The sequence below is a fragment of the Bartonella vinsonii subsp. arupensis OK-94-513 genome (assembly GCF_000278235.1).
Classification (GTDB): domain Bacteria; phylum Pseudomonadota; class Alphaproteobacteria; order Rhizobiales; family Rhizobiaceae; genus Bartonella; species Bartonella arupensis.
The window spans coordinates 122569-139457 of record NZ_JH725039.1; the positions used below are offsets into that span (position 1 = coordinate 122569).

Sequence of the window (16889 nt, forward strand, 5' to 3'; positions counted from 1 at the left end):
TTGTTACAGTGCTCCATATATTCGGCTTGAGAGAAAGAATTTTTTATGTTTTATGCGTGCTCTCAAAGCTTTAGTACAAAGGCAACAAGCACAATTTAAAACAGCTTCATGTAGTTTTGTTGACAGAAAGAGAAACACCAGCGTAAAACGGTTTAAAAGAATATTTATTAACACTCTTACATTAACATGTTGATCAGATTTTTATGATCTGATGCGTTGTATTCATTTTTTACCACCTGTCTTTCATAACACACCTGATATATCTTTATGATCCTGATTAAAAAATTTGCTACTGTTGCTTCTGGAACCCTGATGAGCCGCATTTTTGGCTTTATACGCGAAATGTTGATGGCAGCAGCCTTGGGAACTGGTCCTGTTTCCGATGCCTTCAATGCGGCTTTTCGTTTTCCCAATACATTCCGCCGTTTTTTTGCTGAAGGCGCTTTTAATGCTGCTTTTGTTCCTCTTTTTTCAAAAAAAATTACCGAAGATGGTGGAGAAGCCGCCTGTAAATTTGCCGAAGAAGTGTTTGGCGTTCTCTTTTCGTTGCTGTTACTTTTAACCATTGCCATGGAATTAAGTATGCCTTTTTTGGTCCGAACGATCATTGCTCCAGGCTTTACAGAAGACGCTACAAAATTTAACGCCACGATTCATTTTACCGCAATTATGTTTCCCTATTTAACCTGTATGTCTTTAGCAGCAATGATGGGAGGGATGTTGAATGCCTTGCGGCGCTATTTTATCGCAGCTATAGCTCCCCTCTTTTTAAATATTATTCTCATATGTATCCTTGCCTATGCTTGGATTTATCGGCTCGATGCTTGGCATATCGGATTAAATCTTTCTTGGGGTGTGTTAGCTGCGGGAATTCTTCAACTCACTTTAATCGCTGTTGCTTTGCGTCGAAGTGGAATGAAAATTTTCCTCCGCCGTCCTCATTTTAGCCCCAATGTTCGTAAGCTTTTAACTTTAGCATTCCCTGCTGCCATCACGGGAGGCATCACGCAAATTAATTTGCTAATCAATACCAACATTGCTTCCAGCCAATCAGGTGCGGTATCCTCTTTAATGTATGCTGATCGTCTTTATCAATTACCATTAGGCGTGATAGCAATCGCCATTGCAACCGTTCTTTTACCAGAGTTAACAAGAGCGCTACGCAGCAAAAACCACGAAGAAACGCACGATTTGCAAAACCGTTCTATTGAACTCACCCTCCTGTTAACTTTACCGGCATCCATTGCCTTTTTGCTGCTCTCCACACCCATTGTCAGTTTACTTTTTGAGCGTGGACAATTTACCAGTGAATCAACACACCATGTTGCACAACTCCTTGGACTTTACGGATTAGGACTTCCAGCATTTGTTTTAATTAAGGTGTTTATTCCTAATTTCTTTGCGCATGAAGATACAAAAACACCGATGATAGTCACGGGCATTTGCGTTTTCATCAATATCAGTCTTGCTTTAACATTATTCCCCATTTTATCAGCACGCGGTATTGTTATTGCCGAAATCACCTCTGGATGGGTTAACACATTGTTGCTTTGTGGGGTTCTCCTCAAACGTGGCTATTGGAAAGTTGATGCACAACTGATAAAACGCATTGCCTGTCTGATGATTATCACTATTTTAAGCGCGATAACCTTTCATTATCTGTTTCATGTACTTGGCTTTTTGTCTTTCCCTTTATCCTCACACGCATCCTTTTTCTTGCGTGCCGGTACACTAGCAGGAATCATGTTTGCCCTCTTTTTGGTATATTTAAGTGCCTATTTTTTAATTGACACCCGATCCTTTTTCCTCACCCTTAAAAATTTCAAAAAACGCCTCTAAATATTTTATCTTGCTTTCAGAAAGACGTTTTGACACAAAACACAAAAGGAATAATTTTATTTAAGAAAGAACGCTTCTATGGACACTTTCACACCGCTTGTTTTTTCCGGCGTACAACCGAGTGGTAACCTACATCTTGGCAATTATCTTGGAGCCATCAAGCAGTGGGTTGAGCTGCAAACATCCTATCACTGTCTCTATTGCGTTGTCGACATGCATGCACTCACAGTGAATCCTGATCCCCTTACTTTGACTGAATCAACCAGAACCGTGACAGCAGCCTTTTTAGCTGCCGGTATTGATCCTCAAAAACACATTATTTTCAACCAATCTCGGGTTTTTCAACATGCTGAACTTGCATGGATTTTAAATTGTATCGCCCGTATTGGTTGGCTCCAACGCATGACACAATTTAAAGATAAAGCAGGAAAAGATCGTGAAAAAGCATCCCTTGGGCTTTTTGCGTATCCAAGTCTGATGGCTGCTGATATTTTGCTCTATCGTGCCACACATGTTCCGGTAGGAGAAGATCAAAAACAGCATGTTGAACTCACACGTGATATTGCGCAAAAATTCAATAACGACTATGCTGAGCGCATTGCAGATTTAAATTTCGCTGTTTCGATGCAAATGGGGGAAGAAAAAAGACAAGGCTTTTTCCCCATGCCAGAAGCGCTGATAGGGAAAACAGCCATGCGTATTATGTCGTTGCGCGATGGTACAAAAAAAATGTCCAAATCAGATCCTTCAGATTTTTCGCGCATTAATCTCACCGATGATGCTGATCTTATTGCCAAAAAAATCCGCAAAGCAAAAACGGACTCCGCCCCTCTTCCCGATACACTAACAGAGCTAGAAGGACGACCAGAAATCGACAATCTGCTTGGTATTTATGCGGCCTTTGCAAAAGTAAGCAAAGAAAAAGCGCTTTTAGAGTTTTCAGGCAAACAATTTTCGCTTTTCAAAACAGCCCTAGCGGACCTTGCTGTCCATACGCTTGCACCCATAACAGAGGAACTGCGTAGATTGTATAAAGAAAGCGCTTATATTGATTCTGTTTTGCATGATGGCGCACAGCGTGCCGGTGCATTAGCAGAAGAAAATATGAAAAAAGTCCGTGAAATTGTTGGTTTTTTGCACGATACATGAAACAATAAGATTTTAATCGTAAAGAGTAAAAGAGAGAGAAAATGCATGGCTTCCAAGCAAAAAACTCTGAAAAACAAACATAAGAAAAAAATTTTGGTCATTATCGATGAAACACCAGAATGTCGGCGTGCCGTTGCTTTTGCTGCAAAACATGCTCACAAGACCAACAGAACATTGGTTTTGCTTTGTGTTGTTGACAGTATAGAATTTCAACATTTTCTGGGTGTTAACAATGTTATGCGTACGGAATCAACGCAAAATGCCCATAAAGTGCTGGGAGAACTTGCCCATGATATACGCACCACCCATGCTCTTGACACAGAAATCATTATACGTGAAGGTGAAAAGATTGATGAAATTTCCAAACTGCTTGATGAAGATAAAGAGATTGCACTGATTGTTTTAGCCGCCAGTGAACACACAGAGGGACCAGGACCGCTGATTCAACTCATTGGCAATCGAGGAGCAGCTTTTTCAATTCCTGTCACCGTTATTCCGAGCAATCTTGCGGATGAAGATATTGAATCCATTGCCTAAAAACAATAAGAGGCATCATTGTCTTCCTCATCCCTCATTATCAAGGAGAGTCTATGTTTATTCAAACTGAAACCACACCAAACCCTGCAACACTTAAATTTCTGCCAGGTCGTGTGGTCCTTTCCGAGGGGGTGTTAGAATTTCGTGACCGCGAAGAAGCTGCTCAAAATTCACCTTTAGCTGCGAAACTGTTTAATATTCCCAATGTTAATGGTGTTTTTTTAGGCTATGACTTCATCACCGTAAGCAAAAAAGAGGGTGAATGGCAGCATCTTAAACCAGTCATTTTAGGCACAATTATGGAGCATTTTCTCTCTGGTGACCCAGTTATTACCACCAATGCTTCTGCACAAGCACAGACCCATGCCCTTAACGAAGAATTTTATGATGAGAAAGATGCTGATATTGTTTTAACAATTAAAGAACTCCTTGAAACACGTGTTCGTCCAGCCGTTGCCAATGATGGAGGAGATATTACTTTTCGCGGATTTGAAAATGGTATTGTTTATCTTAATATGCGTGGTGCCTGCGCCGGATGCCCCTCTTCAACGGCAACACTAAAACATGGGATTGAAAATCTTTTACGGCATTTTATTCCAGAAGTTTTAGGTGTGGAAGCTATGCCGCAATAAAAAAACCGATCAAAACAGCGATAATCAAAGTCATCCGTGAGAAGAGTACTTCTACACTATCATAAAACCAAATCCCCCAACCACATCACACCATTCCTACAAACAAGGAAAACTTTAAACTCTTAATCCTTTCTCTCTATAAAATCAAAGAAAAGAGCAAGATAACTTATGCTCCAAAAGCATCATACAGAGTAAATTCCAATACATGCTATTGCAATAATAAATTGATTTATAATGATAATTTAGTGTTTCGCATGTTAAAGAAGAGTCCCAAATACTGTTAAGATTTTCTCATCTCTATCTCCTTTATATTGAATCAAACAAAACCATTCCCTTGCACATCACAAGCAGGATAGATGCATGGATAAAAATCGTTTGAGAAAGGCATGAAAATACCTTTTCATAAATCGTTTTCATGCAAGAGCTATTGTAACATTGAGAGCGAGCAAAGAGAATGAGAGTGCCGGCTTAACAAAAAGTGGCACAGTTCCCTCTTTACTCGTGTTAACTTTATCCATTTTTAATGCAAAAAGAATTATAAAAGAATAAATCTACCATTTTATAAATGTTAAGAACAATATCGCACGCATGTGAAAAAAGTGAGCTCTTTATTGTACGCATATGGCAGATTTTGATCTAATAGTTTTTATCTTCTTGTCTTTTTAAAAGGTAACGAAGAGAGAAAAATAATGATATTTCTCAATATTGGTCTAAATGCTTACATCAAGCATACTTATGTCTTTAAACATTTTCCACTAATATATTAAGTAATTTATGAGAATATAGGATTTCTTTGAAGTTCATATCACCAATTTTATGAAAAGTCGTATAACTTTAAGTGTAGAAAAGTTTAATATCGGATGATTGATATGAATTTATTTTTAAAAAAGAGTCCATTGTCTCTTTTTCTTTCGCTCTTTATTTCCAAAGTTGGTGATTATGCCTATGAAGTTATTTTTGTTTTACTTGTCTTAGAATTAACAGATACCTACCTTTTTACAGGTCTTGTGTATTTTTTTCGATTTATTCCTTTTCTCTTTTTTGGCCCTATAGGAGGTTGGTTAGCAGATAATTTTTCTTTAAAGAAAAATATGATCTTCAGTGAATTTGTGAGATTATTAGCCTCATTATTCGTTTTTATAACCTATATAACAGGTACTGCACATATTATTGTTCTTATTTTTGCGGCAATATGTACAACGATAGGAAGAAGTATTTTTCAACCAAGTTTTCAAGCTGCTCTTCCGAGAATATTTTCAATAAATGACCTTACAAAGGCAAATAGCATTTCACAAATTATAGAAGAAACTGCATCCGTAATTGGCCCTTTAGTTTGTTCGGTACTGCTTTTTTTCGCCAATAAATCGACAGTACTCATTTTTGATTTTTTTACCTATTTTATATCTCTTATAGTGTTATTCAATCTCATGAATTTAAATTCAAGTGCGAATAAATCATTCAATTTTATAAAAATTTATCGAGAAACAGCTTCTTATCTTAAATATATTTCTACAGAAAATAATAATTTATTTATTACGCTCGTTGGCTCATCATTTGCTATTCTCTTTACTGGTGCAATTTTAAGATTTTTAATTCCAGCTTTTGTTCTTTCTCAGGGTGGAGAGGAAAGCTTTGTAAGTTATCTATTTTCTCTCATTGCTATGGGAACTATTGTAGGTGGTTTTCTATACAGTAAAATTATATTCAATATTACATCGTTGAAGCTCATGGTATTTTGGCTTCTCTATGGAATTATCATGTTTGTTATGCCTTTAGCTGCGGTATTTTCTTTAAAACTCCTTCTCGTGTTAGCCTTTGTTTTAGGATTTATTGGTGCATTTGTCGATATTAGTTTAGTCTCATCTCTTCAATTGTACTCTCGTCGTGAAGATTTGGGTAAGAGTTTTGGAACATTTTCAACTTTAGCGAACTCTGCTGAAGCAGTGTCTGGTTTTATTGCTGGAATTTTTGCACTTGTGGGATTAGTGAGCTCTTTTTTAGCTATGTCTACACTCATTATTTCCACTGGAATGATTGGAGTTATAAAACTAAAGAAAAAGAAAGAGAGAACACCCCTTAACACTATAGGTGATAACGATCATTGATATATTTGATATCTCCATGCCATTTCTTTTGTCTGATGGCTAGTTAATAATATTTGAAAACTTTAAAAGAATAGAAGGAATTCTCTCCCCCTATATCTTCATCTCAAGCAAATACGCTTTAACAAGCAAGAAAGTGCTTTAGAAGCTTTATGCCCACTAAATTTTTTTAACAAATTCCGACTTTAAGCCAATCTGACCAATACCAGGAATCTTACAGTCAATATTATGATCCCCATCCACGAGGCGAATATTCTTCACCTTTGTACCACTCTTGAGAACCGATGCTGCGCCTTTTACTTTAAGATCTTTCACCACCATAATGCTATCCCCATTCGTCAAAACCTGACCATTGGCATCATAAACGATATCGGAAGGCGGTTCTTCACTCTTTTGGGGCCACTCATGTGCACATTCAGGACACACAAAATTTTCACCCTCTTCATAAGTATAAAGACCACCACAGTGAGAACATTTAGGGTTTTGGCTCATAAGATTCCCTCTTTGATTCAAGAAACATCATCTCTATAAAGCTCAATAGAGCAAGACGTGCCCATTGTCTATTGCTAAAGCAAAACACGAACATGGCATTTTCTCTTCAGAATTCTTAAAGGTTAAAGTTATCCCAGCAAAAACAAGAGAGAAATTTTATAAAACACCGGCACAAACATTCTCAAAGCAAATCATCCCCCCACAAAACACTTCTTAAGAAAAATAATGCTCAATGAAGTGTAAACGCTATTGGCACAAGAAAGAAGGAAACATTGCAATTTCTCCACGAGACCACATAAAGTGCCTTTCTTTAGTATTTAGCGAGCATTGTTTTAGTCATAAGACAAGTGAGCAACTGAAGCAGCATTCTGGAGAGCAGCACACACAACCGTTTACGAAATCAACAATTCCCAAAGCAACCAACGCACCAAATTCACTGGACATATTTCTAAATAATAAAACCCTCTGAAATGAAAAAAAGCATTAAAAAAAACGGGCCCATTGGACCCGTCCTTTTTCTCTTTATAAAAGGGCTTAGAAATCCATTCCGCCCATTCCACCCATTCCACCACCTGGCATTGGAGGCATTGGGGTATCTTTCTTTGGTGTTTCAGCAACCATAGCTTCTGTTGTGATAAGAAGGCTAGCAATTGAAGCAGCATTCTGAAGAGCAGAACGCACAACCTTCACAGGATCAACGATTCCCAAAGCAATCAAATCACCAAACTGACCAGTTGCAGTGTTGTAACCATAGGTATCTGCATTGTTTTCCAATACCTTACCCACAATAATTGCTGCTTCTTCACCTGCATTGGTAGCAATTTGTCGTGCTGGTGCTTGGAGTGCACGACGCACGATATTAATACCAGCTTCTTGGTCAGGATTGCTTCCTTTAACGGTGAGCGCATTTGCTGCACGCAACAAAGCAGTTCCACCACCAGCAACAATACCTTCTTCTACAGCAGCACGTGTTGCATTCAAGGCATCATCAACGCGATCTTTCTTTTCTTTCACTTCAACTTCTGTAGCACCACCAACACGGATAACGGCAACACCACCAGCAAGTTTAGCAAGTCTTTCTTGCAATTTTTCACGATCATAGTCAGAAGTTGTTTCTTCAATCTGCGCTTTGATTTGATTGACGCGTGCATTAATTTCAGCTTTTTGTCCAGCACCATCAATAATCGTGGTATTTTCTTTAGAAATATTCACTTTCTTTGCACGACCAAGCATATCCAAAGTGACATTTTCAAGTTTAATGCCCACATCTTCAGAAATAACCTGCCCCGATGTCAAGATGGCAATATCTTCGAGCATTGCTTTACGGCGATCACCAAATCCTGGTGCTTTTACAGCAGCAATTTTCAAACCACCACGCAATTTGTTAACAACGAGTGTTGCCAAAGCTTCACCTTCCACATCTTCAGCGATAATAAGAAGTGGTTTGCCAGACTGAACAACAGCTTCAAGCACTGGAAGCAGAGATTGTAGATTAGACAACTTCTTTTCGTGAATAAGAATGTAAGGATCATCAAGATCAGCCACCATTTTCTCAGCATTTGTGACAAAATATGGGGAAAGATATCCACGATCAAATTGCATACCTTCAACGACTTCCAATTCTGTTTCAGCCGTTTTTGCTTCTTCTACAGTAATAACGCCTTCATTACCGACTTTTTCCATAGCATCAGCAATCATTTTACCGATTTCTGCAGCACCATTAGCGGAAATTGTTCCCACTTGTGCAATTTCTGCTGAGGTTTGGATTTTCTTGGCTTTTTTGAAAAGGTTTGCCACCACTTCATCAACAGCAGCATCAATCCCACGCTTAAGATCCATTGGGTTCATGCCAGCAGCAACGGCTTTTACGCCTTCTTGTACAATAGCTTGTCCCAAAACGGTTGCGGTTGTTGTTCCATCACCAGCAATATCATTGGTTTTGGAAGCTACTTCGCGCAACATTTGCGCACCCATATTTTCGAACTTATCTTCAAGTTCGATTTCCTTTGCAACGGATACACCATCTTTTGTGATGCGAGGCGCACCAAATGATTTATCGATCACCACATTGCGCCCTTTAGGTCCCAGCGTTACCTTAACAGCGTTAGCAAGGATATCAACACCGCGCAACAAACGCTCACGCGCTTCACGGCCAAATTTGACTTCTTTAGCAGCCATTTAATTTCTCCTTGGAGTTATCTCAAATAGTAAAAAACGAAAAAAATTGAGAGTCTGGATTAGCCCAGAATTCCCATAATGTCAGATTCTTTCATGATGAGGAGGTCTTCCCCATTAATCTTCACTTCAGTTCCAGACCATTTTCCAAAGAGGATACGGTCTCCTGCTTTCACTTCGAGGGGCACACGCTTTCCATTGTCATCGAGAGCGCCATTGCCAACAGCAATAATTTCACCTTCTTGAGGTTTTTCTTTTGCTGTATCAGGGATGATAATCCCACCAGCAGTTTTATTTTCAGATTCAACCCGACGAACAACGACACGATCGTGAAGTGGGCGGAATTGTATATTAGCCATGTTTAAAATCCTTGAAAACTTAATATAATTGATAACATTGAATTAATCTTAAGTTCTTGCTAGCACTCTCATACTCCGAGTGCTAACACTGGTTAAGATATAAAATTGCTTCTTCTCAATGTCAAGGATTCGGGATAAAATAATTTCCCTTAAAAGGCTTCAAAGCCTTGCCTCTTTTTTCTATTTCGCGTTATCTAGCTTTTTATTACACCTTGTGAACAAAAAGGATCTTATCATGGTTGAAACACGTCAGGAAACGGATAGCTTTGGAACGATTGCGGTACGACAAGATCGTTATTGGGGTGCGCAAACTGAACGTTCTCTGCATAACTTTAATATTGGCAGTGAAAAACAGCCCCTCACTGTCATTTATGCTTTAAGCCTTATCAAAAAAGCGGCAGCCATTGTGAATATGGAAAAAGGAAAGCTTTCGCAAAAGATTGGCAAAGCAATCATTACAGCAGCTGACGAAGTGCTTGCCGGAGCGTTTGACACACATTTTCCCCTATCGGTTTGGCAAACGGGTTCTGGTACACAAAGCAATATGAACGTCAATGAAGTGATTGCCAACCATGCCAACATGCTTTTGGGAGGAAAATTAGGGAGCAAAGCACCTGTTCACCCCAATGACCATGTCAATATGAGCCAATCATCAAACGATTCCTTTCCCACAGCGCTTCACATTGCTACCACACTGCAAACACGCCAACATTTATTTCCTATTCTTGAAGCCCTTATTACCACTTTAAAGAAAAAGGAAGAAGAATTTGCCGACATCATCAAAATCGGCCGAACCCATACCCAAGATGCAACGCCCTTAACTCTAGCGCAAGAATTTTCGGGCTATCGTGCTGCATTAGAAGCCAATCTTCAACGCATTGAAAATGCTCTTCGCGATGTGCAAATGCTTGCCCAAGGGGGCACAGCCGTTGGAACAGGGCTCAATGCACCGCAAGGTTTTGATGTTGCTTTTGCTGAAACAGTGAGTAATCTTACAGGGATCCCTTTCAAGACTGCAGACAATAAATTTGAAGCTCTCGCCCATCATGGAGCCCTTGCACATTTCCATGGCAGTCTGAATGCCTTAGCAGCCGATTTATTCAAAATTGCTAATGACATCCGGTTTTTAGGCTCTGGTCCCCGCTCAGGATTGGGAGAATTAAACTTGCCTGAAAATGAACCGGGATCTTCTATCATGCCAGGCAAGGTCAATCCCACCCAATGTGAAGCAATGACGATGGTTGCCTGCCAAGTCTTTGGCAATCATACCAGTGTGACATTTGCTGCCAGTCAGGGGCATTTTGAATTAAATGTTTATAAGCCTGTTATTGGCTATAATGTTTTACAGTCGATTACGCTTCTTGGTGATTGTATGCGCTCCTTTGATCTGCACTGCATGCAAGGATTACGTGCCAATCGTGTCCATATTCACTCGCTCATGGAACGCTCTTTGATGCTCGTGACAGCTCTTGCCCCAGAAATTGGCTATGAAAAAGCTGCCGAAATTGCCAAATCAGCGCATAAAAATGATACAACTTTGCGCGTTGAAGCCCTAAAAGCAGGTGTTTCCGGAGAAGATTATGACCGGCTGGTAGATCCCAAAAAAATGATTCACCCACAATAAAAAACGAGAAAAGTCTTCTCTCATATTCTTGTGAGAACATCGAACCGCGAATGGTTCGATGTTCTTATATGCTTCACAATTTCAATATCACCTGTTGCAACAATCTAGAAAATCTTTGCGCATAAGAACGATAGAGCTTTATATACTATAGCTACAAAATGAGGGGATATAGAAATGATTATGACCAAAATCCCCAAAATCATACAAAAATAAATATAAACTTTCTTGATTAATAATTCACGTCTTTATGTGATAATATCGGGATGTTCGCGCCTCAATTGTTGTATATTCAACAATTTCAACGCTGCTTGTTGCAAAGGCTCGAGCACTTTTTGCGGATCTTGAAAATGTTTACAGGGATCACCTTCATACTGCTCAAAATAAAGCCGCAAAGTTGCACCCACTGTTCCCGTTCCCGATAAACGCACCACCAACCGTGCTCCATTCTTGAAAAAAATACGGATACCTTGCTTGCTGCTCACGCTCTGATCAACGGGATCATGATAGGTAAAATCATCTGCTTTTTCAACGAGGAGCCCAGCAATTTCTGTTCCAGATTGTGGTAGATGCGTACGCAATTGCTCTATGAGAGCATAGGCTTTCTCTGCTTCCACTTCCTCATAATCATGACGTAAAGAATAAAAGCGCCCATAGGTGTTCCAATGGTGTTGAACAATTTGTGCAACTGTTTTTCCTGTCACAGCGAGGAGATTTAACCAAAACAACACAGCCCATAAACCATCCTTTTCGCGGATATGATGAGAGCCCGTTCCAAAGCTTTCTTCACCACAAAAGGTCACTTTTCCCGCATCCAAAAGCGTGCCAAAAAACTTCCAACCGGTTGGTGTTTCAAAACAATTCAACTGTTTTTTTTCGGCAACCAGATCAGCAGCACGCGTTGCTGGCATAGAACGCGCAATCCCTACAATGCCTTGGCGATAACCTTTAATGAGATGTGCATGTTCAGCCATAATAGCCAAGGAATCAGAAGGCGTGACAAATTGCTTACGTCCAATAATAAGATTACGATCCCCATCACCATCGGAAGCCGCTCCAAGATCAGGTGCGTGCTCCGACATCAAAAAATCATAAAGCCCCTTGGCATAAATCAAATTGGGATCTGGATGCCCTCCTCCAAAATCTGGTAAAGGAATACCATTAACCACCGTTCCTTTTGGAAAACCTAAACATTTTTCAAAAATTTCATGTGCATAAGGCCCTGTTACCGCATGCATAGCATCAAAGCGCAAAGTAAGCCCTTTTGCAACGGCTTTAGCAATGCAGTCAAAGTCGAAAATCTTCTGCATCAAAGCAACATAATCTGCCACAGGATCAATGATATCAACCCGCATAGAACCTAGAAAAGTTGTACCTTCTCTCTCTAAATCAACGTCTGGTGCCTCAAAAATTTTATAAAAAGAAAGACACCTAGATGCAGTAAAAATGGCTTCACACAAGGAATCAGGAGCAGGACCACCATTAGAAATATTGTATTTGATGCCACAATCTCCCTGTAAACCACCAGGATTATGGCTTGCAGAGAGAATAAACCCACCATGGGCATGATATTTGCGAATAAGATGCGAAACAGCTGGTGTGGAAAGAAGCCCTCCTTTTCCTACTTTTACACAAGCAACACCATGCGCTGCTGCCATTTTCAGCACAATTTGCAGAAGGGTGTGGTTAAAATAGCGTCCATCCCCCCCAAGAATAAAGAGTTTCCCCTCAACATCTCCAATGCTGTTAAAAAGAGACTGTATAAAATTTTCAACATAATGGGGTTGTTGAAAAACCGATACCTTTTTACGCAAACCAGATGTTCCCGGTTTTTGATCATCAAAAGCCGTTGTCAAAACTGTCGCTATCATCGTAAAGGCGCCTTCATACTCTTCCCCTTAATTTTAAAGTGAATATCACTTAAAGTCGACCATTAATTCCACTTGACGGAACAAAGAAATACTTGCACACTTATTAGTAATGAGGATTTTGTACACCTTCTTAAACATGCTTTTAAAGACGAAAGCTGTTTTGAAACATAATTTTCAAGAATGAAACACAATTTTCAATAAAAAAGACAGGAGCTTAACCCATGATGAGAAAAACCGTTCCCAACGTCACCTTTCATACACGTGTCCGCGATGAATCCGTTGGTGGAGATAACCCTTATCGATGGCAAGAAGTTAACAGTGATGCGTACTTTAAAGGAAAACGGGTTATTCTTTTTTCTCTTCCCGGAGCCTTTACCCCTACTTGCTCAACCTTTCAGCTACCTGACTTCGAAAAACTTTATGATGAATTTAAAAAAGTAGGCATTGATGAAATTTACTGTCTTTCTGTTAATGATGCTTTTGTTATGAATGCTTGGGGGAAAACACAAGGGATCAAAAACGTGAAATTAATTCCTGATGGTGCTGGCGAATTCACCCGCAAAATGGGTATGCTGGTTGCCAAAGACAATATCGGTTTTGGCATGCGTTCATGGCGCTATGCTGCTGTTATTAACGATGGTGTCATTGAACAATGGTTCGAAGAAAAAGGTCTTTCAGACAATTGCACCACAGATCCTTATGAAGTTTCTTCACCACAAAATGTTTTGAAAGCGCTGCAAAGCTAATTGCGATTCAAAATCGCCTTTTTAAATTTAAAGAGCACAGACTTAACGGCATAAGTTCCTTCACAAAGAGAAATTTGTGCCGTTTGTTTTTTATAAATTTTTCATTGCCCCCTTACCAGCCTGTTTCACCATAAAAACCTGCAAGTAGCCCATCACAGCGCCCGCCTGACAGACAAGCAAAAGACACTTTTTCTATTCCTCATAGAGAATATCAAAGCGTATACCGTCTTAACAGTTCTCCTGTTGCACTCTCCACATCATCAGCGCATTTAAAGCAATTCTGATAACCCCTTAAACTTATTGCCCAAGAATGTTCTCCTCAAAATATAAGGTTATTATTTACAGCCTGAAAACTTTTGTGCATCTTGGGCCGCTAAAATACCTTGCACGGTTTTGACGAGTTCTTCTTCATCAACCATCACCTGCGCTGGTCGACTTTCACGCCATGTTTGGTTATCCTTAATTTCCTGAGACAAGCGCGCCCCTTCAATCAAATCTTTGATCTGTATTTTTCCGCTCTCACGTTCTTGCGACCCTTGGATGACCACACAAGGTGCTTGACGCCGATCTGCATATTTCATCTGCGCTTTCATCCCCGCTGCTCCCAAATAGAGTTCAGCACGAATTCCCGCACCACGCAATTGCATGACCATTTTTTGAGAGCGAGCAATCGCCTCTGGCTCTTTATCCATCATCAAAACCACAACAGGTCCAGTCTTTTCTTTCACGGGCAATTTTCCAAGATTTTGCAAAGCAGCGATCAAGCGTGAAACCCCTATGGAAAAACCCGTTGCCGGAATATTTTCCCCACGAAAACGAGCAACCAATCCATCATAGCGCCCGCCTCCACCAACAGAGCCAAAGACAACCTTTTGTCCATCATCATTGAGAACATCAAAAAGCAAAGCAGCCTCAAAAACAGGTCCGGTATAATATTCTAAGCCACGCACCACTGAGGGATCAATTTTAATGCGGTTTTGCATGCCATTTGCAGCAAAGATTGTCTGCATTTCCTCAAGCTCACGAAGACCTTCAAGTCCTTGAGCACTCTGACCAACGACTTTTCTCAAGGCATCAAGTGTTTGTTCTGCTGTTTCCGCTTCTGCTGAGAGTAAAGCAAGGATACAATCAATGTCTTTGTCCTTGAGTTCTGCCCCTTTTGTAAAATCACCACTTTCATCCAAACGCCCCTTGCCCAACAGCAACCGCACACCTTCAAGACCAAATTTATCAAGTTTATCAATTGCTCTCAAAACAGTTAAACGCTTAACAGCCTTCTCATTGCCCCCCAAACCAATCAATTCTAATACACTCTCCAGAATTTTTCGGTTATTAAGACGAATGACATAATCCTGATGCTGAAACCCTAATTTTTCCAAACTCTCTGCTGCCATCATGCAAATTTCAGCATCTGCTGCCACTGTTGGTGACCCAACAATATCGGCATCAAACTGCATAAATTGCCGAAACCGCCCTGGTCCTGGTTTTTCATTACGGAAAACAAAGCCAAGACGATAACTGCGATAAGGCTTTGGCAAAGTTTCAAAATTCTCTGCAAAATAACGAGCAAGAGGAGCTGTGAGATCATAGCGCAAAGACATCCACTGCTCATCATCATCTTGGAGTGAAAATACCCCTGCATTTGGGCGATCTTCATCAGGTAAAAACTTACCCAACACATCCGTATATTCAAAAATCGGTGTTTCAAGCGCTTCAAAGCCGTAAAGTTCATAAACTTCACGAATCTGCGCAATCATAGTCTCAGTTGCATATAATTGTGCACTTGTGCGATCAACAAAACCACGAGGCAAACGGGCTTTGGTTTTTTCTTGTTTTGATGACATCTTATTCTCTAGTAACAATTTGTATTCACGGATAACTTGTGTCTTATCTTATAGAAACAAAGGCTGCAATGACTTTGTCAATCTGAAGCCTCTGCAATATACGCCAACCTTTTCTTTACGAAAGAGAATACCTCTCATCTTTAGAGTATAAAAACGCTTGCCCCTCCAATCTCATAAGTTACAAACGCTCTCTATTAATATTTTTTCAACTGTCGATATAAAATACTGTTCCCACAACCGTAACACTCCCTCCAAGCAATTCCCATACTTCCCCTCATACAATCTTCTCCCCTGAACACATCTGCTTTCAATAATCCTCAGCACATTTCCCACGCACTTCCCCCCATTATCTCCCTCATCTTCAAACATAAAATGAAAACCATACTTCTTGAAAGGCAGGAAGAGCAACGGCTGATGTTAGATAAACGAGAAAGCATCGTCTGAAAGAAGCATTCTTCTTTAAGGATAGGGCTTCACAGAGTCAGTGCATATGCACAATCCTCAAAACAAAAGAGTGCTTTTAGCTTTTTCTGCAAAATCACTGATAAGCGTTTTTAAATCAGCACTGTTGCGACCAGCATCTGTAATGGATCTTGAAACGGAAGGAATGATATTCTGCCATAAATTTTGAGGAAACTGATTTGTCAGTTGTGTAATTGTTCCCCCTTGTGCCCCAATACCTGGAACGAGAAACAGGCTGTTTTTTAATTGTTCGATTGTCTCTTTTGATTCACTGCCCAATGTTGCTCCAACAACTGCGCCGATGGGACCAACAGAATGATGTTGAGCAAAAGACTGGCTATTATAATCATAAATACGTTGTGCCAAATGAACAGAAACTGTCTGATCCCCAACGCGTGCATTTTGAATACACTTCCCCTCTGGATTGGAGGATTGAACAACCACAAAAACCGCGGTTTCCGTTTCCTCAGCAATCTTGAACAAAGGAATAAGAGCATCAAAACCAAGAAAAGGATTGACTGTCAGTGCATCCGCTTTAAAAGGGCTGCTTGAACCAAGCCAAGCTCTCCCATAAGCCTCAAGAGTAGAGCCAATATCCCCCTTTTTGGCATCAGCGATAACCAACAAACCTTGATCTCGTGCATCTTCAATCAATTCTTTGAGAACTTGAAGTCCTTCCACGCCATATAACTCAAAAAATGCGACTTGTGGCTTTATAACCCCCACATGCCCCACAACCGCTGTTAAAAGGATATCACAAAACTCTTTTAAGCCTTTATAATCACAGCTTAAGTTCCATGATTGCAAAACTTTATGACTAGGGTCAAAACCAACACAAAGCGGTCCATAGATCTCACGCTTTTTTAAAAAATTTTCAGAAAACATTTTATCCTCAGACGGCATCTTTTAAAGTTTCTTATACAATGACAAAGAGATTCATTGATCAAAATGACCGGTATCATGGTTTTCATAAAAAAGAAAATATTTTCCCATTCCACGACAGAAAGAACCAAACACGTTCCACGACATCGCCAAGAAAACAAGCGATCATTTCCCCTCC

13 protein-coding genes are annotated in these 16889 nt (G+C 40.0%); 7 read left to right on the forward strand and 6 right to left on the reverse strand.

Annotation, left to right across the window (positions count from 1 at the left end; genetic code table 11):
* The first annotated feature begins 267 nt into the window (after window positions 1-267).
* The 5 genes from murJ to ME1_RS07570 all read left to right on the forward strand — a co-directional run bounded on the left by murJ (window position 268) and on the right by ME1_RS07570 (window position 6262).
* Window positions 268-1839 (forward strand): murein biosynthesis integral membrane protein MurJ, encoded by a 1572-nt coding sequence (murJ, locus tag ME1_RS07550; RefSeq protein ID WP_035009172.1) that lies wholly within the window; start codon window positions 268-270, stop codon window positions 1837-1839.
* A gap of 78 nt (window positions 1840-1917) precedes the next feature.
* The gene (gene trpS, locus ME1_RS07555) at window positions 1918-2988 is read left to right on the forward strand and encodes a tryptophan--tRNA ligase (protein WP_004865047.1); all 1071 of its coding nucleotides are present in this window, start codon (window positions 1918-1920) and stop codon (window positions 2986-2988) included.
* A gap of 45 nt (window positions 2989-3033) precedes the next feature.
* Window positions 3034-3525 carry a universal stress protein gene (locus ME1_RS07560; protein ID WP_004865048.1) on the forward strand — a complete coding sequence of 164 codons (492 nt, stop codon included), beginning with the start codon at window positions 3034-3036 and terminating at the stop codon, window positions 3523-3525.
* A 53-nt stretch (window positions 3526-3578) separates the two neighbouring features.
* Window positions 3579-4157 (forward strand): NifU family protein, encoded by a 579-nt coding sequence (locus ME1_RS07565; protein ID WP_004865049.1) that lies wholly within the window; start codon window positions 3579-3581, stop codon window positions 4155-4157.
* A gap of 869 nt (window positions 4158-5026) precedes the next feature.
* Window positions 5027-6262: an MFS transporter gene (locus ME1_RS07570; RefSeq protein WP_004865050.1), complete on the forward strand. Its 1236-nt coding sequence runs from the start codon at window positions 5027-5029 to the stop codon at window positions 6260-6262.
* Between the two features lie 156 nt (window positions 6263-6418).
* Here ME1_RS07570 and ME1_RS07575 read toward each other — a convergent pair whose 3' ends face one another.
* The 3 genes from ME1_RS07575 to groES all read right to left on the reverse strand — a co-directional run bounded on the left by ME1_RS07575 (window position 6419) and on the right by groES (window position 9285).
* Window positions 6419-6751 (reverse strand): zinc ribbon domain-containing protein YjdM, encoded by a 333-nt coding sequence (locus ME1_RS07575; RefSeq protein WP_004865051.1) that lies wholly within the window; start codon window positions 6749-6751, stop codon window positions 6419-6421.
* A 534-nt stretch (window positions 6752-7285) separates the two neighbouring features.
* Window positions 7286-8929 (reverse strand): chaperonin GroEL, encoded by a 1644-nt coding sequence (groL, locus tag ME1_RS07585; protein ID WP_004865052.1) that lies wholly within the window; start codon window positions 8927-8929, stop codon window positions 7286-7288.
* A 59-nt stretch (window positions 8930-8988) separates the two neighbouring features.
* A complete protein-coding gene (groES, locus tag ME1_RS07590) occupies window positions 8989-9285 on the reverse strand; it encodes a co-chaperone GroES (protein WP_004865053.1) in 297 nt (98 codons plus the stop codon).
* Window positions 9286-9520: 235 nt separating this feature from the next.
* On the opposite strand from groES, the gene fumC reads away from it, so the two are divergent.
* Window positions 9521-10909, forward strand: coding sequence for a class II fumarate hydratase (gene fumC / locus ME1_RS07595; protein ID WP_004865054.1), 1389 nt, complete (start codon window positions 9521-9523; stop codon window positions 10907-10909).
* A 245-nt stretch (window positions 10910-11154) separates the two neighbouring features.
* On the opposite strand, the gene ME1_RS07600 is transcribed toward fumC, so the two are convergent.
* Window positions 11155-12777 carry an alpha-D-glucose phosphate-specific phosphoglucomutase gene (locus ME1_RS07600; protein ID WP_004865055.1) on the reverse strand — a complete coding sequence of 541 codons (1623 nt, stop codon included), beginning with the start codon at window positions 12775-12777 and terminating at the stop codon, window positions 11155-11157.
* Between the two features lie 221 nt (window positions 12778-12998).
* Between ME1_RS07600 and ME1_RS07605 the strand changes: the two genes are divergently transcribed.
* On the forward strand, window positions 12999-13523 hold the full coding sequence (locus ME1_RS07605) for a peroxiredoxin (RefSeq protein WP_004865056.1): 525 nt from the start codon (window positions 12999-13001) through the stop codon (window positions 13521-13523).
* Between the two features lie 335 nt (window positions 13524-13858).
* Here the strand turns inward: ME1_RS07605 and hisS are convergent, their stop codons facing one another.
* Together hisS and pyrF are read right to left on the reverse strand one after the other, a co-directional pair.
* Window positions 13859-15367 (reverse strand): histidine--tRNA ligase, encoded by a 1509-nt coding sequence (gene hisS, locus ME1_RS07610; protein WP_004865057.1) that lies wholly within the window; start codon window positions 15365-15367, stop codon window positions 13859-13861.
* 501 nt (window positions 15368-15868) lie between these two features.
* The gene (gene pyrF, locus ME1_RS07620; protein ID WP_004865058.1) at window positions 15869-16714 is read right to left on the reverse strand and encodes an orotidine-5'-phosphate decarboxylase; all 846 of its coding nucleotides are present in this window, start codon (window positions 16712-16714) and stop codon (window positions 15869-15871) included.
* Window positions 16715-16889 lie beyond the last annotated feature (175 nt).

Excerpts from the sequence above, each read along its gene's own strand:
- ME1_RS07600 (WP_004865055.1), bottom strand. The coding sequence starts at position 12,777 with ATGATAGCGACAGTTTTGACAACGGCTTTTGATGATCAAAAACCGGGA.
- pyrF (WP_004865058.1), bottom strand. The coding sequence starts at position 16,714 with ATGTTTTCTGAAAATTTTTTAAAAAAGCGTGAGATCTATGGACCGCTT.
- ME1_RS07605 (WP_004865056.1), top strand. The coding sequence starts at position 12,999 with ATGATGAGAAAAACCGTTCCCAACGTCACCTTTCATACACGTGTCCGC.
- trpS (WP_004865047.1), top strand. The coding sequence starts at position 1,918 with ATGGACACTTTCACACCGCTTGTTTTTTCCGGCGTACAACCGAGTGGT.
- ME1_RS07570 (WP_004865050.1), top strand. The coding sequence starts at position 5,027 with ATGAATTTATTTTTAAAAAAGAGTCCATTGTCTCTTTTTCTTTCGCTC.
- fumC (WP_004865054.1), top strand. The coding sequence starts at position 9,521 with ATGGTTGAAACACGTCAGGAAACGGATAGCTTTGGAACGATTGCGGTA.
- ME1_RS07560 (WP_004865048.1), top strand. The coding sequence starts at position 3,034 with ATGGCTTCCAAGCAAAAAACTCTGAAAAACAAACATAAGAAAAAAATT.
- groES (WP_004865053.1), bottom strand. The coding sequence starts at position 9,285 with ATGGCTAATATACAATTCCGCCCACTTCACGATCGTGTCGTTGTTCGT.
- ME1_RS07575 (WP_004865051.1), bottom strand. The coding sequence starts at position 6,751 with ATGAGCCAAAACCCTAAATGTTCTCACTGTGGTGGTCTTTATACTTAT.
- ME1_RS07565 (WP_004865049.1), top strand. The coding sequence starts at position 3,579 with ATGTTTATTCAAACTGAAACCACACCAAACCCTGCAACACTTAAATTT.
- groL (WP_004865052.1), bottom strand. The coding sequence starts at position 8,929 with ATGGCTGCTAAAGAAGTCAAATTTGGCCGTGAAGCGCGTGAGCGTTTG.
- hisS (WP_004865057.1), bottom strand. The coding sequence starts at position 15,367 with ATGTCATCAAAACAAGAAAAAACCAAAGCCCGTTTGCCTCGTGGTTTT.
- murJ (WP_035009172.1), top strand. The coding sequence starts at position 268 with ATGATCCTGATTAAAAAATTTGCTACTGTTGCTTCTGGAACCCTGATG.